Origin of the sequence: Winogradskyella bathintestinalis, from assembly GCF_030407435.1 — a bacterium.
GTDB classification, from domain to species: Bacteria; Bacteroidota; Bacteroidia; order Flavobacteriales; family Flavobacteriaceae; genus Winogradskyella; species Winogradskyella bathintestinalis.
On record NZ_JASDDK010000002.1, the window covers coordinates 249,420 to 265,063 of the forward strand.

The window sequence follows — 15,644 nt, forward strand, 5'->3', positions numbered from 1 at the left end:
TTCAATATTACTTTTGACCCATAACTTCACTAGGTATGAGTGTTATTTATATTTTATTATCCGTTAGCATCATTGTGGCTATCATTTTCTTCGTTGCTTTTATTGTAGCCGTTAGAAAAGGACAGTTCGACGACAGCTATACACCCTCCGTTCGTATGCTCTTTGAGGACGAACTGGTAGAAGACCAATCAAAATCAACTATGAAAACTACTAAGATCAAATAATTACTATGGAAGTACAACAATTCTATTACGATAACAAAGTCGTTAAAAATTTCCTTTATGCCACTATTTTCTGGGGTGTTGTAGGTATGTCGGTAGGATTACTATTAGCATTTATGTTCGTTTTTCCGAACATGATCGATAGTATTTTTCCTGGCGGGGTATCATGGCTAAGCTTTGGTCGTTTAAGGCCACTACACACTAATGCTGTGATTTTTGCCTTTGTCGGTAACGCTATTTTTGCTGGTGTTTACTATTCTTCACAACGTTTACTAAAAGCCAGAATGTTTAATGATACATTAAGTAAAATTAATTTTTGGGGTTGGCAGGCTATAATTGTTGCTGCTGCAATTACCTTACCCTTAGGATATACGTCGTCTAAAGAATATGCCGAATTAGAATGGCCTATAGATATTGCCATTGCCATTGTTTGGGTGGTTTTTGGATGGAATTTAATTGGAACTATTTTAAAACGTCGTCAACGTCACATGTACGTTGCCATTTGGTTTTACTTAGCCACATTTGTTACGGTCGCTGTGCTTCATATATTTAATAGTTTATCACTTCCAGTGAGCATCACTGGGATGAAAAGTTATTCGGTTTATGCAGGTGTGCAAGACGCATTAGTGCAATGGTGGTATGGACACAATGCGGTTGCTTTCTTTTTAACCACACCTTTTTTAGGATTGATGTACTATTTTGTGCCAAAAGCTGCTAACCGACCAGTGTATTCTTATCGTTTATCTATTATTCACTTTTGGTCATTAATATTTATTTATATCTGGGCAGGACCGCACCACTTATTATATACGGCCTTACCTGAATGGGCTCAAAATCTCGGAGTTGCATTCTCAGTAATGTTATTAATGCCATCTTGGGGAGGAATGATTAATGGACTTTTAACCTTACGTGGAGCTTGGGATAAAGTACGTACAGACCCCGTTTTAAAGTTCATGGTTGTAGCGCTGACGGGTTATGGTATGGCTACTTTTGAAGGCCCACTATTATCACTCAAAAATGTGAATGCTATTGGTCACTTTACGGATTGGATTATTGCGCACGTTCACGTTGGTGCTCTAGCTTGGAATGGCTTCTTAGCGTTTGGTATGATTTATTGGTTAGTACCGCGCTTAGTGAAATCAAAGCTCTACTCTACCAAATTAGCCAATGTTCATTTTTGGATCGGAACGCTTGGTATTATGTTTTATGCCCTACCGCTATATGTTGCCGGATTTACACAAGCCAGTATGTGGAAACAATTTAATCCAGATGGCACTCTAATGTATGGTAACTTCTTGGAAACAGTGACTGAAATAATGCCAATGTATTACATGCGTGCCGTAGGTGGAACGCTTTACATTATCGGTATGCTAATCCTTATCTACAATGTATATGTTACTATAAAAAGAGGACGTGCCGTAGAAGACGAATTAGCAGAAGCGCCAGCATTACAACGTGTTGCTAAACATAGAGCTGCAGGTGAAGGTTGGCACTCGGTACTAGAACGTAAACCTATTCAATTAACTATTTATGCAACAATCGCCATATTAATTGGTGGTATTGTACAGATTGTACCAACGATTATGGTTAAATCTAATATTCCAACATTATCTGCTGTAAAACCTTATACTCCTTTAGAATTAGAAGGTAGAGATATTTATATACGTGAAGGTTGTGTGGGTTGTCACTCGCAAATGGTAAGGCCGTTTAGAAGTGAAGTTGAGCGCTACGGAGAATATTCAAAAGCAGGAGAATTTGTGTACGACCATCCATTCCTTTGGGGAAGTAAACGTACAGGACCCGATTTACAACGTGTTGGTGGAAAATATTCCGACACATGGCATCTCAACCACATGTACGATCCGCAAGCGATGAATCAAAACTCGATAATGCCGACCTATCAATGGTTGATCAAAAATGAGTTAGACAAATCGGAAACCGAAGCCAAAATGGAAGTTATGGTAGATTTAGGTGTTCCTTATACTGAGGAAGACATTGCCAATGCGCAACAAAATATGCTAGAGCAAGGCACCAAAATTGAACAAAACCTCTATACAGATCCCGATTTTGCAGAAACTTATGAAGCAGATAAAGCTGCTGGAGGTGCTGATTTTGTAGAAATGCGAAATCGTGAAATTACAGCGTTGATTGCCTATTTGCAACGTTTAGGAACTGATATTAGAGTTCAAGATTTAGAAACCACTCAAAATTAGAATTATGCTGAAATTTGTAAAAAACCATATGGATAGTATTTCTGGGATTGAAATCTATCCAATTATATCCCTACTTATTTTCTTTGGCTTTTTTGTAGTGCTATTTTGGTGGGTTGTCACAGCCAAAAAAGACTATATCACAACCGTAAGTAATTTACCTTTAGATAACCAAAACGACACAAAACTATGAGAAATTTAATACCATCTTGGTTAAGAATACCTTTTGTATTTTTTATAATTGTTGGACTGATAGAATTTTTCGTTGATTCTGGTGATAGACCTGCTTTTATAAAGGAGCCTTTAATTTTGTTGTTTCTTCTATTAGTATTATTAGTCATTATTGCTATTGAAGCTATGGTCGGATCTTTAAACAATATTCTGTATCAAAGTTTAGATGAAGAAGGCAAAAAAAGATACGATTTAAAAGCATCTGGAACCCCAAAATTTGTACGTTGGGTGAAACGCACCTATCAAAAAATGCTAGGTTCTAAACCAATACAAGAAGAACACGAAATAATTTTAGACCATAATTACGATGGCATTAAAGAATTAGATAATGATTTACCACCATGGTGGCTTTATGGTTTCTATGCTTCTATCATTTTCGCAGTTATTTATATGTTTAAATATGAAGTTTTTAATGGAGACAACCAATACGACGAGCTAGACACGGAATATGCTGAAGCCAAAGTCGCTATTGAGGAATACAAAAAAACGGCAAAAAATTTAGTAGATGTGAATACAGTGGAGGTTCTTGTGGATGCTTCTGACTTAAATGCTGGTAAGATTATTTATGAAGCCAATTGCGCTATTTGTCACGTTGCTGATGGTGGTGGACAAATTGGACCTAATTTAACCGATCCGAATTGGATTCTTGGAGGAGGTATTAAAAATGTTTTTAATACTATTTCTGAAGGAGGAAGAGCTGGAAAAGGCATGGTACCATGGAAGCAAAACCTGAAGCCTTTAGAAATAGCACAAGTGGCAAGTTACGTGTTGCAATTTGAAGGAACAATTGCCGCAAAACCAAAAGATGCTGAGGGTGATATTTGGATAGACGCCGCCTTAAAAGATGTGGAAACAGGTGAGAAAGTACACGATATAGATGTGGAAGTGAAAAGCATTATTCCAGATTCTTTAGAAACCTCTGTTGACTTTTAAAATTTAAATGAACATTGAAAGAACCATCAGAACATAACGAATCGTTTAGGGACTCTATCGGCACCATGACCGAAGATGGTAAGCGTGCTTGGGTCTACCCTAAAAAACCGAGTGGTAAATACTATAAGTACCGCAAGATTGTTAGTTATGGTTTGCTGGCGTTTCTATTGGCCGCCCCATTTATAAAAATCAATGGAAATCAGTTTTTATTGTTCAATATTTTAGAGCGTCGTTTCAATGTGTTTGGTTTACCGTTTTGGCCTCAAGATTTTTATTTGGTAGTTATTTCAATGCTGATTGGTGTTGTTTTTATTGCCTTGTTTACAGTTAGTTTTGGTCGCGTATTTTGTGGTTGGATTTGCCCACAGACTATATTTATGGAAATGGTTTTTCGTCGAATTGAATATTGGATTGAAGGAGACCGAAACAAACAACGCCGATTAGATAAACAGGAATGGAATGCAGAAAAAATAAGAAAGAAGGGACTCAAGTGGTTTATATTTTTGATTATTTCCTTCGTCATTGCTAATGTGTTTTTAGCCTATTTAATAGGAAGTGATAAGCTGATAAAATACATCACAGGAAATCCACTAGACCATTTAGGAACACTTTTTCCATTAATTATTTTTACAGCGGTTTTCTATTTTGTCTTTGCTTGGTTTAGAGAACAGGTCTGCATTATTGCCTGTCCTTACGGACGATTACAAAGTGTTTTGCTCGATGATAAATCTATTGTCGTGGCCTACGACTATAAACGTGGTGAAGCTGAAAATGGCAGAAAGAAATTCAGAAAAAATGAAGACCGTGAAGCCTTAGGTTATGGCGATTGTATTGATTGCTTACAATGTGTTAATGTATGTCCGACTGGAATCGACATCAGAAACGGAACTCAACTGGAATGTGTGAATTGTACAGCCTGTATTGACGAATGCGATCATATTATGGAAAGTATCAATCTTCCAAAAGGTTTAATTCGTTTTGCCAGTGAAGGTGAGATTGAACGAAAAGAAAAATTTAAACTAACTGCAAGAATGAAAGGCTATATAGCCATTTTAAGTATTCTTACAGGATTATTTGTTGGTTTACTTTTATTGCGTAACGATGTTGAAGCTACCGTTCTTAAGCTACCTGGGCAGTTGTATGAACATAAAGATGGAAATATAATAAGCAATGTTTACACCTATAAATTAGTCAATAAAACCACCAAAGACATACCTAACATAAGCTTTAAAATTAGAAAATTTAACGGCACAATTAAATTAGTTGGTACGTCAGACACCTTTATGGTTCCTGCCCAAGAAATTGCAGATGGAACTTTATTTATTGAAATTGATCAAAGTGAATTATCTGGGGATAAAAACAAATTAATTCTAGAAGTATATAGTGATGATGAACTAATTGAAACTACGACGGTAAACTTTTTAGGACCTCGGAGTTATAATTAAAATTAGTTAGCAGAAGGCAGTCTCTAGTTGGCAGACACAAAACCTCAAAGGTTTTAAAATCTTAAGGTCTTGAGAAAAGCAAATTATAACGTTCAATAAAAGGATAAATAATAACTAAAAAAATTCCTGCTTTCGCAGAAATTGTAAAGATTCCCGCTTTTGTGGGCAATAAATATGAAAATAAATTGGGGAACAGGCATCGTAATTGCATTTGTAGGATTCATTAGCTTCATCATGTATTTTATCATTACAATGAGTACAAATGATAAATATGATTTTGATTTAGTAACAGAAGATTACTATGGTCAAGAATTAGAGTTTCAAGAAGATTTAAACAAAGAAGTACATTCTAAAACATTAAAAACAAATTTATCTTGGAAAAAGACCGAAGAAGGTGTAATACTCATTTTTCCGGAAGATTTGAATATTCAAAATATTAAAGGCAAGGTGTTCCTATATAGACCATCTAATAAACAATTTGATTTTGAAATACCCATTTCATTATCAAACCACAATTTGCTCATACCTGACAAACGTTTATTAGGTGGTCGTTGGAACATTAAAGTTGATTGGAAATATAACACAAATTCTTATATCTATAAAACTGAAATCTTATATTAAATGTTAGTTTCGGGATTCATATTAGGTCTATTAGGGAGTTTACACTGCGTAGGTATGTGTGGACCAATAGCCTTTATGCTACCTGTTGATCGTTCTAACTCTTTCAGAAAAATAAGTCAAATTGGTGTGTATCATTTTGGTAGATTATTGGCTTATAGTATTATTGGTTTAGTGTTTGGCTTAATTGGCAAAAGCTTTTCCATTTTTGGTATTCAACAACAGCTATCTATTGGCATAGGCGTTATAATGATTGTTCTTGTTATTATTCCTTATAAAACCCTTGGTAAATATAATTTGTCGAAACCGTTGAATGCATTGATCTCTAAAGTTAAATCTAATTTAGGCAAAGCCTTAAAAAAGAAAACCGCAGATACATTTTTAACCATAGGATTTCTTAATGGCTTCTTACCATGCGGATTAGTTTATATGGCAGTGTTTGGAGCGGTTGCCACTGGCAGTTTATGGGAAGGCAGTTTGTATATGATACTATTTGGGCTTGGTACCATTCCTTTAATGACCTCCGCAATTTATTTGGGTAAATTTTTAAATACCACAATAAAACAACGCATTCAAAAAGCCATACCAGTATTTGTAGTACTTATTGGCATCATATTTATTCTTCGTGGCTTGGGATTAGGCATCCCTTACCTCTCTCCTGCCCCAATTACTGAGATAGCATCTAGTGCTATTGAGTGTCATTAATCTGAATTTATTTCCGTAACACCACGCTTTTTATTATAAGAAAATTCCGGTTTCTATGATATTTATCATAGTAAAAAGAGTCTTATAATACTACCTTTAACATATAAAATTAAATGTTGAAATGATGAACAGAAACACTCCCATATCAGAAATTATGACCAAGAAAATTATCGCTTTAGATAGAACCGATGATTTAGAAACAGCTGAAAAACTTTTCAAAAAACATAAGATAAGACACATTCCTGTGGTTACAGAAGATGCGATTATAGGCATGCTAAGTTATACAGATTTATTACGGATAAGTTTTGCCGAGTCTGTAAGCGACGATGGCAGAAATGTGGATACTGTGGTATATAATATGTTTACCATAGACCAAGTAATGGCTAAAAACTTAGTAACAATAAATATACATGCAACCATACCAGAAGTTGCTAAAATACTCGCCGAGAAAGAGTTTCATGCATTGCCTGTAATTAATGATGGTGTTTTAGTTGGTATTGTAACAACCACAGATTTAATAAATTATTTGATCAAACAATTTTGATTCACAGATCATAATACCCCAAAATAGTCAATTATAAAGGTAAATTTAATTAAGATGCTTTTGTCTTATTTAAGAATATAATGTATCTTTGTATCATAAAATAAAAATAATATGTTTTCAAAAGCTTGTGAATACGGTATTAAAGCATCAATATTTATTGCGATCAATTCGTCTGAAGGCAAGCGCGTTAGCACTAAGGAAATTTCCAAAGAGATAGACTCACCTGCGGCTTTTACAGCTAAAATTCTTCAAGATTTAGTTCGGAACGATATTATACAATCCGTACAAGGCGCCTATGGTGGTTTTGAAATTGAAAAGCCCAATATTTCATCCATTAAATTAGCGCAGATAGTGAATGCTATTGATGGTGATAACATATACAAAGGGTGTGGCTTAGGCTTACATGCTTGCGATGAAAATCATCCTTGTCCCGTACACGATAAGTTTAAAACCATTAGAGAAGAACTTAAAGCTATGCTAGAAAACACGAATTTAGAACAATTGGCTTTAGATATTAAGTCTGGTGTTTCATTCTTAAAAATCTGAAAAAAATATTTTTTTAATTATAAATAGGATGATTTTATCCGACATAAAAAACAATTATAAATTATGGAAACATTACAAGAAAACTCTCAAAAAGAAATAGGACAATATGTTGCAGACGACTTTAGAACCGCTGCTATTTTTTCAAAATATAAAATTGACTTTTGTTGCAATGGTAATAGATCCGTCTTTGAAGCTTGCGATAAAAAGGGAATTGATCCCAACCAGGTCTTAGACGAACTCGATACCCTTATACAAACTAAAACAGATCAATCTATTGATTATAACGCTTGGCCGATAGACCTTTTAGCTGAGTACATTGAAAAAAAACATCATAGATATGTAGAGGAAAAAATTCCCGTTTTACGACAGTTTTTAGAAAAACTTTGTCGTGTTCACGGCGAACGTCATCCGGAGTTGTTTAAAATCAATGAATTATTTACTGCCTCTGCTGGTGAATTAGCTTCGCACATGAAAAAAGAAGAACTTATCCTCTTCCCTTTCGTTAAAAAAATGGTAGAAGCTAAACTTGAAAATGGAGTGGTTCAATCTCCGCAGTTTGGAACGGTTGAAAATCCAATAGCTATGATGAAACATGAGCATGATACCGAAGGGGAACGCTTTAGACAAATTGCAGAGCTTACCAATAACTATAACCCACCTGCTGACGCTTGCAACACCTACAAAGTCACCTTTGCAATGCTCGATGAATTTGAAAAAGATTTACATCTACACATTCATTTAGAAAATAACATTTTGTTCCCAAAGGCGATAAAGTTAGAAGCACAGTTTGGTGCGTAATAATCTAATTAAATAATTTTAAAATCACATTAAAAACTTTTGTCATATTGAGCACAATCGATTAGCTATAGCGCCATTTCCATGGTATTAGATCGGTGCTCAATATGACAATTATTTTTTACTAAATGGTTTTATTCGTTTATTTTTATTTAAGTTACTATAACTAGGAATTGAAAATCTCGCTAATGTCAAAAAAATTAGTTGTTATATGTTTAATTAATTTTCTTATCGCAGCCCTAATGGGATTAGCATTACGTTTTTCTTTTTTAGATTCCATAGGCATAAATTATAGATTTCTTACACATGCTCACTCTCATGTTGCAATGTTGGGTTGGGTTTATCTCATGCTATTTACACTTTTTGTTCACTATTTTATTCCTCATAAAACCAAAATTTTTAACCGTTTATTTTGGTTAACTGAGTTTGCTGTTGTTGGTATGATGATTAGTTTTCCTATTCAAGGCTATGCAGCGATTTCCATATCATTTTCATCCTTACATATTTTTTGTAGTTATTACTTTGTTTTTCTCATCTGGAAACATCATCAAATTAAATCTGTGGTTACTAGAAAATTGCTAAAAACGTCACTGGTATTTATGGTTTTATCTACCATAGGCGTTTGGTGTTTAGGTCCTGCGGTTTCTATGCTTGGCCCAACCTCAGCATTATATCAGATTGCTATTCAGTTCTTCTTACACTTTCAATTTAACGGATGGTTTTTAATTGCGGTTATGGCTATTTTTTTTCACCTTTTAAAAATTCCATACTCTAAACGTTTTAGAAATTTTTACATTGTATTGGTATTATCAACTTTGCTGACCTTTGCATTACCAATACAGTGGTTTGCACTTCACGATGCTTTAATATGGATCAATGCTATTGGTATTATTATGCAAGTTATAGCACTGTTTATATTTTATAAATTAATAAATCCTAAGTTTAAGCACGTCGTAAAACAAGAAACACATCTAGTAATTGTAATGTACAGTTTTGCTTTATTTTGCTTTGCTGTCAAAATTTTATTCCAATTATTGTCGATTCTACCCGAATTTTCACAAACTGTTTACAACCATCGTAACTTTATAATTGGTTTTATTCACCTTTTAATGTTAGGAGTCATTTCTGGATTCCTATTGTCTTTTATATTAAAAAGCAAATTCATTCAACAAAAAAGATCATTATATATTGGTATTTATAGCTTCCTTATTGGTTTTATATTAACTGAATTACTTTTAGTTATACAAGGCTCCATGTTCTATTTTGGACGCGGAATCCTTACCAACTATTATCAATTATTATTCTTATTTAGCCTCTTTTTACCATTGGGTATCTTCTTTATTTTATTTAACATAATTAAAAACAAAATTTATGCAACCTAAACCTCAAAAACGACATAAAGCTTTACAACCTTTAAGCAGAGAACATCATCATGGATTACTATTATCTTGGAAAATCAGAGCCGGATTTAACAAAGAAATTAATCCAAAACGCATTAGAGTGTATGCTGATTGGTTTTTTGAAAATCATCTAATTCCACATTTTAAAATGGAAGAACAGCACATTTTCCCCATTTTAGATTCTAACCATGAATTAGTAAAACGAGCTTTAGCGGATCATAGGCGATTAAAGCGTTTATTTGAAGAACGTGAAGATGATACTAAAATTTTAAATAAAATTGAAGAAGAATTGGATCAACACATCAGATTTGAAGAACGTGTGCTCTTTCCTGAAATTCAGAAAGTAGCAACAGAAGAAGAATTTCTTCAAATTGAAAAAATCCATCAACCTGAAAAATTTATCGATAAGGAAGACGATTTATTTTGGACCTAATTTACAACTATCTTAAACTAATATTCATCAAAATATTAACCAGTTACAATCATTAACTTTAGTCAATTCAATAAAATCCAAAGTTATGATTAGCACGTTAATGGATAGAGCCTCTAAACTTTTATTACAGAAAAATTAAATTGGTCATTTAGTCTATATATACAAAAATCAACCTTTTGTTGTTCCTATAACCTATTTTTATACGGATCATAAAATTATTTGTTATTCTGGAAAAGGTTATAAGATAAATGCTCTCCGTAAATGCAATTCTGTAGCGTTAGAAGTCTCTGAAATAACAAATTTACATATATGGAAATCCGATGTGGTACACGGGAAATATCAAGAGCTTAAGGGCAGTACGGCTAAAGCTCTATTGCATACCTTTTCATTGGGAGTGAAAGACGTTATTATGCAAAAGGAATTATGAGATCTCGATTTTATAAGTTAGTTTTCAGCACGCATTGGTAGTGCGAATAGCGCTGTTGTTTTTATAATACATATCGAATACATTACGGGTAAAAAAAGACGGTACTAATTGTATTTAAAATGACTAAAATACTGATCCGTTAACCTCTGTAATTTTTTAATACTTCTATTAAACTCAATCTCGGTTTGCTCTTCTTTAATAGCAGAAATTTCCTCGAGTATGGGTAATAGTACTATGTGCAACTGGTCGTGCGGTTTACCTTTCATATCACAATTTTTAATAATAAAACTGGTCTCTTTAGAAAGAGCGTCACTTAGAATAATTGCATTGGAATAAGTTTCCCTGTTTAAAATAGAGGCAATACGTTTCATGCTATGATGTGTTTCTAGGTTAGCATTCCATTTTATTCCATTATTTAATTTCAATTGATTGTTTGTAGTAGCGTTTACTTCAGTTTCTACCACAGTATGTTTAGATTTATTGTTATCAGTTTTACAGCTCATAACCAAAACCAAAAGTAGTATTGTGACTATTGTTTTCATATTAAATTGTATTTATTTCAAAAAACGGTTTTAAATAAACTAGGCTTAACAGTTATCATTAACCAAGCCCAATTATTAATATTATCCTTATTTCCTGCCTTTAAAACTTCCATGGTATTTGTTGCAAATAATTGTGAATAGCCTGCGTTAAAACTGATATCTTTGGTCCATTTATATCCCAAGACCACATCTAATTCAGTTCCTAAATAATGATCCAGTTCTTCAGCTGAAGCACCAATTACAGACGCGGCAGATAAAAATATATGTGGTTCTATTTTGGCAGAAAACTTATCTTTCTGATAGCTTAAACTCGCATTTACATCTATTAAACCTACAGAGTTTATATGGTTACCAACATAGAAAAAATCCATTAAACCATTAAATTTATGGTTGGTACCAAACCATGGGTTGAAGGATTTAAATTCACCTTCTCTGGTATTCATATCGGTACCAGAAAGATACTCTGCACCTAAACCTGTTTTAAACTTATCGTTAATTTCGTAAAGCACATTTGCAGCAAAATTAAAAGCCATCAAATCGGTATTTGCTATTTCTCCTGTTTGAAAATAGATTGACGCATCAGCACTAAATTTATTTTTACCAAAGGTAATTCTAGAACCTATAGTTTGGTTGTAATCTACTTTTTGCTCGTTATTTTCGTCAATATATGTTAAGCCATTATTTAACAATAGAACACTTAAGCCGAAAGCGTTAACATTGGTATGATACCATACGTATTGGAAAGCTTTATAATTATTAACCGTATAATCTTCATCAAATAAAGTTTCCGCATTTTCGTTCATTGCTAAACCAAGATCTAAACGATTATTTTTATTTGGTTTAAAACTTACGACCAATGCATCATGGCTTCTGGCTTGCTGTGCCCAACCCACATTCCCAAATATTCTTTGATCGTCGTAAACAAGTTCTTGCCTCCCTAATTTTAAGGAAAAATTGGGTTTTAAATGTAGTTCTGCCCAAGCTTCGTGAAGCGCAATTCCGTTTTGATCTGAAGAGGATAATGTAGCCACATCTCCCCATACTCTCACATTCTGAAATGTAACGTAAGCAGTTAATTTTTCGCTTTGGTAACCTAAGTTAATTCGTGTACGCTGCGATATAAACGATGCAGCTTCAACATCTTCTGGTATTAGAGTTTTATAGCCATGTCTATATTCAAAGCGTGGTCTTAATTCTGTTGAAATTTCAAATTCTTGTGCATAAGAACTCAATACAATGCCCAAGCATAGGATTGTTAAAATTGCTTTCATGTTTATACTCCCTGCAAGCAGGAACCTCCTTGGTTTAGTTAAAATTTAATGACGCCTATCAGGGTTAGAAACCGAATACATTGTTTTTTTCGAGCGGTAGGCTGTTTATTCAGTTAGCTTTAGTATAGTTTCTATAGTTTCTTTATTATCTACTCCTAAGCCTTCTTGCTGATGTACTAATTCTCCACCAGCATTAAACACGCTTATGATGTTTGAATGCGAAAAATCTATCGGTGAAATTTCTTTGTATTTTACAGATAATACATTTGCAAATTCTCGTACGCCACTTTCTGTACCTTGTAAAAAAGTCCAATGAGCATCGTTCATCTGATTTTCTATAGCAAATGCTTTTAAGCGTTTTGGAGTATCAATATCTGGGTCAATACTTACTAAAGCAAATTGTAGATTTTTTAGTCGCTCTTCAGGAATTTCAGCCTCAATATTACGCATATCGGCCACTAATCTTGGGCAAGCTGCTTTGCAAGAAGTGTAAATCATAACTATGACTAATGTTTTTCCTTTTAGTTCTTCAAGTTGAATTTTATCACCCTCTTCTGTATGCCATTTGCTCGTTAAATTAAAAATTGATGTTTCTGAAATTTCACCTGTAGATTCTAATTTTGAAGTGTTTTCAACTGGCCTTAAATCCATTTTACAAATTGGGCAACTGCCTTCATTTTTATAAACTTTATCTCCCTCACATTCCATAGGACATTGATATGCTACCAAGTATTTCTGGGAATTTTTGGTTTTATCTGAATTGCATGACGTCGTAACTACACACAATATTAAAACGGATACTACTATTTTAAAATATGTCATCATTTAACTTATTTAATATCTTTAACACAACGAAAGCCTAAATTTTTCATTGAATATTTAGCCTCTAAACTTCCTCTGATAGCATACCGCATAAATGCCGCATAATTCATTAAGTCTGTGGCATTAACCGCTGCACTTCCGCAAAAGAGGTTGCTATCTTTATCTACATCTTTTCGTGATTCTCCTGTAATTAAAACGGAATTAAAATCTAAAGTCCATTCCCAAAATAAGCCATGTAAATCGTAAACTCCCCAAACATTTTTTGGTGATTCACCAACACGATTATCTTTTGTTTTTGGAGCTTCATACCAGGCTAAAATTTGAGCGTTATAGGTCGGTTTTACACGTGCATCTTTAGTACTTTCGTCTGCCATGGCAACATATTCCCATTCGTCTACCGTTGGTAACCGTTTATTTTGGCATTCGCAGTACGCTTTTGCTGCGAACCATGAAACATAATTGATCGGACTTTGAGGGTGGATAGAATCATTAGTTTCTAAATCATTTTTCCAATTAGATAAATAGGTCCTGTCGGTAAATAATTTTAGTGCATTAGATTTTCTCCATTTTGGATATTTTTCAACAAACATCTCATACTCTTGTGAAGTCACAGGATAAATATCCATTTTAAAATCCTTAACTTCTACAACTGTGGAGTCTCGTCCATATAAAGGTATGTAACGACTGCCTTCAATGAGAACCATATCTTCAGCTTGTCCAAACAAAGGTGATTGAACCATTACACACATTATGAACAAACTAAAGAATTTAGTTTTCATTATATACTGTTATTTATTTTTAACGTTCTCAACCATTTGTTTGGTCACTACTTTCTTAGAATTCCCCCAATTATTATAAACGTAGGTTAATACATTAGCGACATCATCTGAAGAAATCATCTGCTTCGTCATTACACTATTGTACTTTTCTCCATTCACTGTAATCTCACCACTCAATCCATTAACTACCACATCTATAGCGCGATTAACATCGGCATTTAAATAATCTGAATTTGCCAAAGGAGGAAATGCATTGGGTATACCTTGACCTTCAGCTTGATGACAAGCAAAACAGTTTTGCATGTAGATTTGTTTTCCAAATTCTAATTGCTCATCTAAAGATTTCGCTGGTATTTCTGCTTCAACAATTTCGTCGGTTGTTGGCATTTCTTGTATACCAGGACCTTCTGGTAAATAAATCCCCTCACGTATTTCGCCAGAATAGATTTTCTTAGCTTCTTCTCCTTCTACTTTTAACATGCCTAAAGCACCTTTATTAAACGCTCTAAAAATTGAATGGTCTACTAAAATAAATGTTCCTGGTACATCAACTCTAAATTCAACAATTGCAGCACCACCAGCAGGCACTAGTGTGGTTTGCACGTTTTCATTTATTAAGTCGCCACCTTCAACGTGGACTTTATCGAATATTTCACCTATAACATGAAAAGACGATACTAGGTTTGGTCCACCATTACCTACAAACAGTCTAATAGTTTCACCAACCTTGGCTGTAATAGCGTTATCGCCTGTTAACGCACCGACACTACCATTAAAAACCACATAATCGGCATGTTCATCAACCGCTTTTTGCATATCAAATGGCTGTAAACCTCGTTCTCCATTCTTCCCTTTAGTGTAGAAATCGCCTTGCATTATATAATATTCCTTATCCACTTTAGGTAAGCCTCCTGCTGGCTCTACAAGAATTAATCCATACATTCCGTTGGCAATATGCATACCTACTGGTGCTGTAGCACAGTGGTAAACATAGAGTCCTGGATTTAAAGTTTTAAATGAAAAAGTTTTTTCATGACCTGGCGCAACGAACGAAGACTCAGCTCCACCGCCTGGTCCTGTTACCGCATGTAAATCTATGTTATGTGGCAATTTATTATCTGGATGGTTAGATAAGGTAAATTCTACTTCATCCCCTACTCTAGTTCTAATAAAACTACCTGGTACAGAACCACCAAAGGTCCAATATACATATTTTACTCCATCAGTTAACTCTCCTTCTTCTTCAAGAATTTCCATGTTAACAATAAGTTTTTTGGCTTTTCGTCTTCCGATAGGAGTTGGCACATTTGGTGGTGAGGTTAACTCTGCTATCATTTCTCTACTTACTGGAATTCCTGCGGTATCTGACGACTCTTTTTTTTCATCGTTAGAGCAAGATGTAAGATATAGCATTGCAACTATTACAATTCCTAATACTAAATTTAATTTTTTCATTTTATCTATGGTTTTAGCGTGTTAAACAAATTACATTATCAGTACAAATTTTAAATAAGATAAAACTATCCTAATACATTTCAAAAATAATATTTGATTCTATTTTAAAACATGACTTTTATCAGTTGAATGATGAAAAACATCAAGAAAACGAATGAAAAAATAAGATGGAAATTGTAGACGTTATGACAGCTGTTTAGCTGCAGTAGTTTTCTAAAAAATAGAATGCCTAAGTTTTTGAAATAATGGATTAGATAAGATTAGCTT

18 protein-coding genes are annotated in these 15,644 nt (G+C 33.9%); 13 read left to right on the forward strand and 5 right to left on the reverse strand.

Annotation, left to right across the window (positions count from 1 at the left end; genetic code table 11):
- The first annotated feature begins 35 nt into the window (after positions 1-35).
- The 13 genes from ccoS to QMA06_RS16505 all read left to right on the forward strand — a co-directional run bounded on the left by ccoS (position 36) and on the right by QMA06_RS16505 (position 10,508).
- Entirely contained in the window at positions 36-224 is a 189-nt protein-coding gene (gene ccoS / locus QMA06_RS05975; protein WP_290205958.1) for a cbb3-type cytochrome oxidase assembly protein CcoS, read from the forward strand.
- Between the two features lie 5 nt (positions 225-229).
- The gene (ccoN, locus tag QMA06_RS05980) at positions 230-2,434 is read left to right on the forward strand and encodes a cytochrome-c oxidase, cbb3-type subunit I (protein ID WP_290205959.1); all 2,205 of its coding nucleotides are present in this window, start codon (positions 230-232) and stop codon (positions 2,432-2,434) included.
- Between the two features lie 4 nt (positions 2,435-2,438).
- Positions 2,439-2,624: a CcoQ/FixQ family Cbb3-type cytochrome c oxidase assembly chaperone gene (locus QMA06_RS05985; protein WP_290205960.1), complete on the forward strand. Its 186-nt coding sequence runs from the start codon at positions 2,439-2,441 to the stop codon at positions 2,622-2,624.
- Positions 2,621-3,595 carry a cbb3-type cytochrome c oxidase N-terminal domain-containing protein gene (locus tag QMA06_RS05990; protein WP_290205961.1) on the forward strand — a complete coding sequence of 325 codons (975 nt, stop codon included), beginning with the start codon at positions 2,621-2,623 and terminating at the stop codon, positions 3,593-3,595. Before QMA06_RS05985 ends, QMA06_RS05990 begins: the two co-directional genes overlap by 4 nt.
- 65 nt (positions 3,596-3,660) lie before the next feature.
- Positions 3,661-5,040, forward strand: a complete 1,380-nt coding sequence (gene ccoG, locus QMA06_RS05995; RefSeq protein ID WP_290206628.1) for a cytochrome c oxidase accessory protein CcoG — start codon at positions 3,661-3,663, stop codon at positions 5,038-5,040.
- 174 nt (positions 5,041-5,214) lie between these two features.
- Positions 5,215-5,661 carry a FixH family protein gene (locus QMA06_RS06000; protein WP_290205962.1) on the forward strand — a complete coding sequence of 149 codons (447 nt, stop codon included), beginning with the start codon at positions 5,215-5,217 and terminating at the stop codon, positions 5,659-5,661.
- On the forward strand, positions 5,662-6,363 hold the full coding sequence (locus QMA06_RS06005; RefSeq protein ID WP_290205963.1) for a sulfite exporter TauE/SafE family protein: 702 nt from the start codon (positions 5,662-5,664) through the stop codon (positions 6,361-6,363).
- A 124-nt stretch (positions 6,364-6,487) separates the two neighbouring features.
- On the forward strand, positions 6,488-6,907 hold the full coding sequence (locus tag QMA06_RS06010) for a CBS domain-containing protein (RefSeq protein WP_290205964.1): 420 nt from the start codon (positions 6,488-6,490) through the stop codon (positions 6,905-6,907).
- 111 nt (positions 6,908-7,018) lie between these two features.
- Positions 7,019-7,453 (forward strand): RrF2 family transcriptional regulator, encoded by a 435-nt coding sequence (locus QMA06_RS06015; protein WP_290205965.1) that lies wholly within the window; start codon positions 7,019-7,021, stop codon positions 7,451-7,453.
- 63 nt (positions 7,454-7,516) lie between these two features.
- Entirely contained in the window at positions 7,517-8,251 is a 735-nt protein-coding gene (gene ric, locus QMA06_RS06020) for an iron-sulfur cluster repair di-iron protein (protein ID WP_290205966.1), read from the forward strand.
- Positions 8,252-8,436: 185 nt separating this feature from the next.
- Entirely contained in the window at positions 8,437-9,630 is a 1,194-nt protein-coding gene (locus QMA06_RS06025; RefSeq protein ID WP_290205967.1) for a hypothetical protein, read from the forward strand.
- Positions 9,620-10,081: a hemerythrin domain-containing protein gene (locus QMA06_RS06030; RefSeq protein ID WP_290205968.1), complete on the forward strand. Its 462-nt coding sequence runs from the start codon at positions 9,620-9,622 to the stop codon at positions 10,079-10,081. The genes QMA06_RS06025 and QMA06_RS06030 overlap by 11 nt, the downstream gene beginning before the upstream one ends.
- Before the next feature lie 139 nt (positions 10,082-10,220).
- Entirely contained in the window at positions 10,221-10,508 is a 288-nt protein-coding gene (locus tag QMA06_RS16505) for a pyridoxamine 5'-phosphate oxidase family protein (RefSeq protein ID WP_407704302.1), read from the forward strand.
- A gap of 104 nt (positions 10,509-10,612) precedes the next feature.
- Here the strand turns inward: QMA06_RS16505 and QMA06_RS06035 are convergent, their stop codons facing one another.
- The 5 genes from QMA06_RS06035 to nirK form a co-directional block, all read right to left on the reverse strand.
- Positions 10,613-11,050, reverse strand: coding sequence for a hypothetical protein (locus QMA06_RS06035; RefSeq protein WP_290205969.1), 438 nt, complete (start codon positions 11,048-11,050; stop codon positions 10,613-10,615).
- A gap of 17 nt (positions 11,051-11,067) precedes the next feature.
- Positions 11,068-12,321 (reverse strand): alginate export family protein, encoded by a 1,254-nt coding sequence (locus QMA06_RS06040; RefSeq protein WP_290205970.1) that lies wholly within the window; start codon positions 12,319-12,321, stop codon positions 11,068-11,070.
- Between the two features lie 105 nt (positions 12,322-12,426).
- Positions 12,427-13,029, reverse strand: coding sequence for an SCO family protein (locus QMA06_RS06045; protein WP_407704303.1), 603 nt, complete (start codon positions 13,027-13,029; stop codon positions 12,427-12,429).
- A 122-nt stretch (positions 13,030-13,151) separates the two neighbouring features.
- Positions 13,152-13,922: a formylglycine-generating enzyme family protein gene (locus QMA06_RS06050; protein WP_290205972.1), complete on the reverse strand. Its 771-nt coding sequence runs from the start codon at positions 13,920-13,922 to the stop codon at positions 13,152-13,154.
- A gap of 9 nt (positions 13,923-13,931) precedes the next feature.
- Positions 13,932-15,377, reverse strand: coding sequence for a copper-containing nitrite reductase (nirK, locus tag QMA06_RS06055; RefSeq protein ID WP_290205973.1), 1,446 nt, complete (start codon positions 15,375-15,377; stop codon positions 13,932-13,934).
- Positions 15,378-15,644 lie beyond the last annotated feature (267 nt).

Bases quoted from the DNA above. Each gene is read 5' to 3' on its own strand.
- ccoS (WP_290205958.1), top strand. From the start codon at position 36: ATGAGTGTTATTTATATTTTATTATCCGTTAGCATCATTGTGGCTATC.
- ccoN (WP_290205959.1), top strand. From the start codon at position 230: ATGGAAGTACAACAATTCTATTACGATAACAAAGTCGTTAAAAATTTC.
- QMA06_RS05985 (WP_290205960.1), top strand. From the start codon at position 2,439: ATGCTGAAATTTGTAAAAAACCATATGGATAGTATTTCTGGGATTGAA.
- QMA06_RS05990 (WP_290205961.1), top strand. From the start codon at position 2,621: ATGAGAAATTTAATACCATCTTGGTTAAGAATACCTTTTGTATTTTTT.
- ccoG (WP_290206628.1), top strand. From the start codon at position 3,661: ATGACCGAAGATGGTAAGCGTGCTTGGGTCTACCCTAAAAAACCGAGT.
- QMA06_RS06000 (WP_290205962.1), top strand. From the start codon at position 5,215: ATGAAAATAAATTGGGGAACAGGCATCGTAATTGCATTTGTAGGATTC.
- QMA06_RS06005 (WP_290205963.1), top strand. From the start codon at position 5,662: ATGTTAGTTTCGGGATTCATATTAGGTCTATTAGGGAGTTTACACTGC.
- QMA06_RS06010 (WP_290205964.1), top strand. From the start codon at position 6,488: ATGAACAGAAACACTCCCATATCAGAAATTATGACCAAGAAAATTATC.
- QMA06_RS06015 (WP_290205965.1), top strand. From the start codon at position 7,019: ATGTTTTCAAAAGCTTGTGAATACGGTATTAAAGCATCAATATTTATT.
- ric (WP_290205966.1), top strand. From the start codon at position 7,517: ATGGAAACATTACAAGAAAACTCTCAAAAAGAAATAGGACAATATGTT.
- QMA06_RS06025 (WP_290205967.1), top strand. From the start codon at position 8,437: ATGTCAAAAAAATTAGTTGTTATATGTTTAATTAATTTTCTTATCGCA.
- QMA06_RS06030 (WP_290205968.1), top strand. From the start codon at position 9,620: ATGCAACCTAAACCTCAAAAACGACATAAAGCTTTACAACCTTTAAGC.
- QMA06_RS06035 (WP_290205969.1), bottom strand. From the start codon at position 11,050: ATGAAAACAATAGTCACAATACTACTTTTGGTTTTGGTTATGAGCTGT.
- QMA06_RS06040 (WP_290205970.1), bottom strand. From the start codon at position 12,321: ATGAAAGCAATTTTAACAATCCTATGCTTGGGCATTGTATTGAGTTCT.
- QMA06_RS06045 (WP_407704303.1), bottom strand. From the start codon at position 13,029: ATGGAATGTGAGGGAGATAAAGTTTATAAAAATGAAGGCAGTTGCCCA.
- QMA06_RS06050 (WP_290205972.1), bottom strand. From the start codon at position 13,922: ATGAAAACTAAATTCTTTAGTTTGTTCATAATGTGTGTAATGGTTCAA.
- nirK (WP_290205973.1), bottom strand. From the start codon at position 15,377: ATGAAAAAATTAAATTTAGTATTAGGAATTGTAATAGTTGCAATGCTA.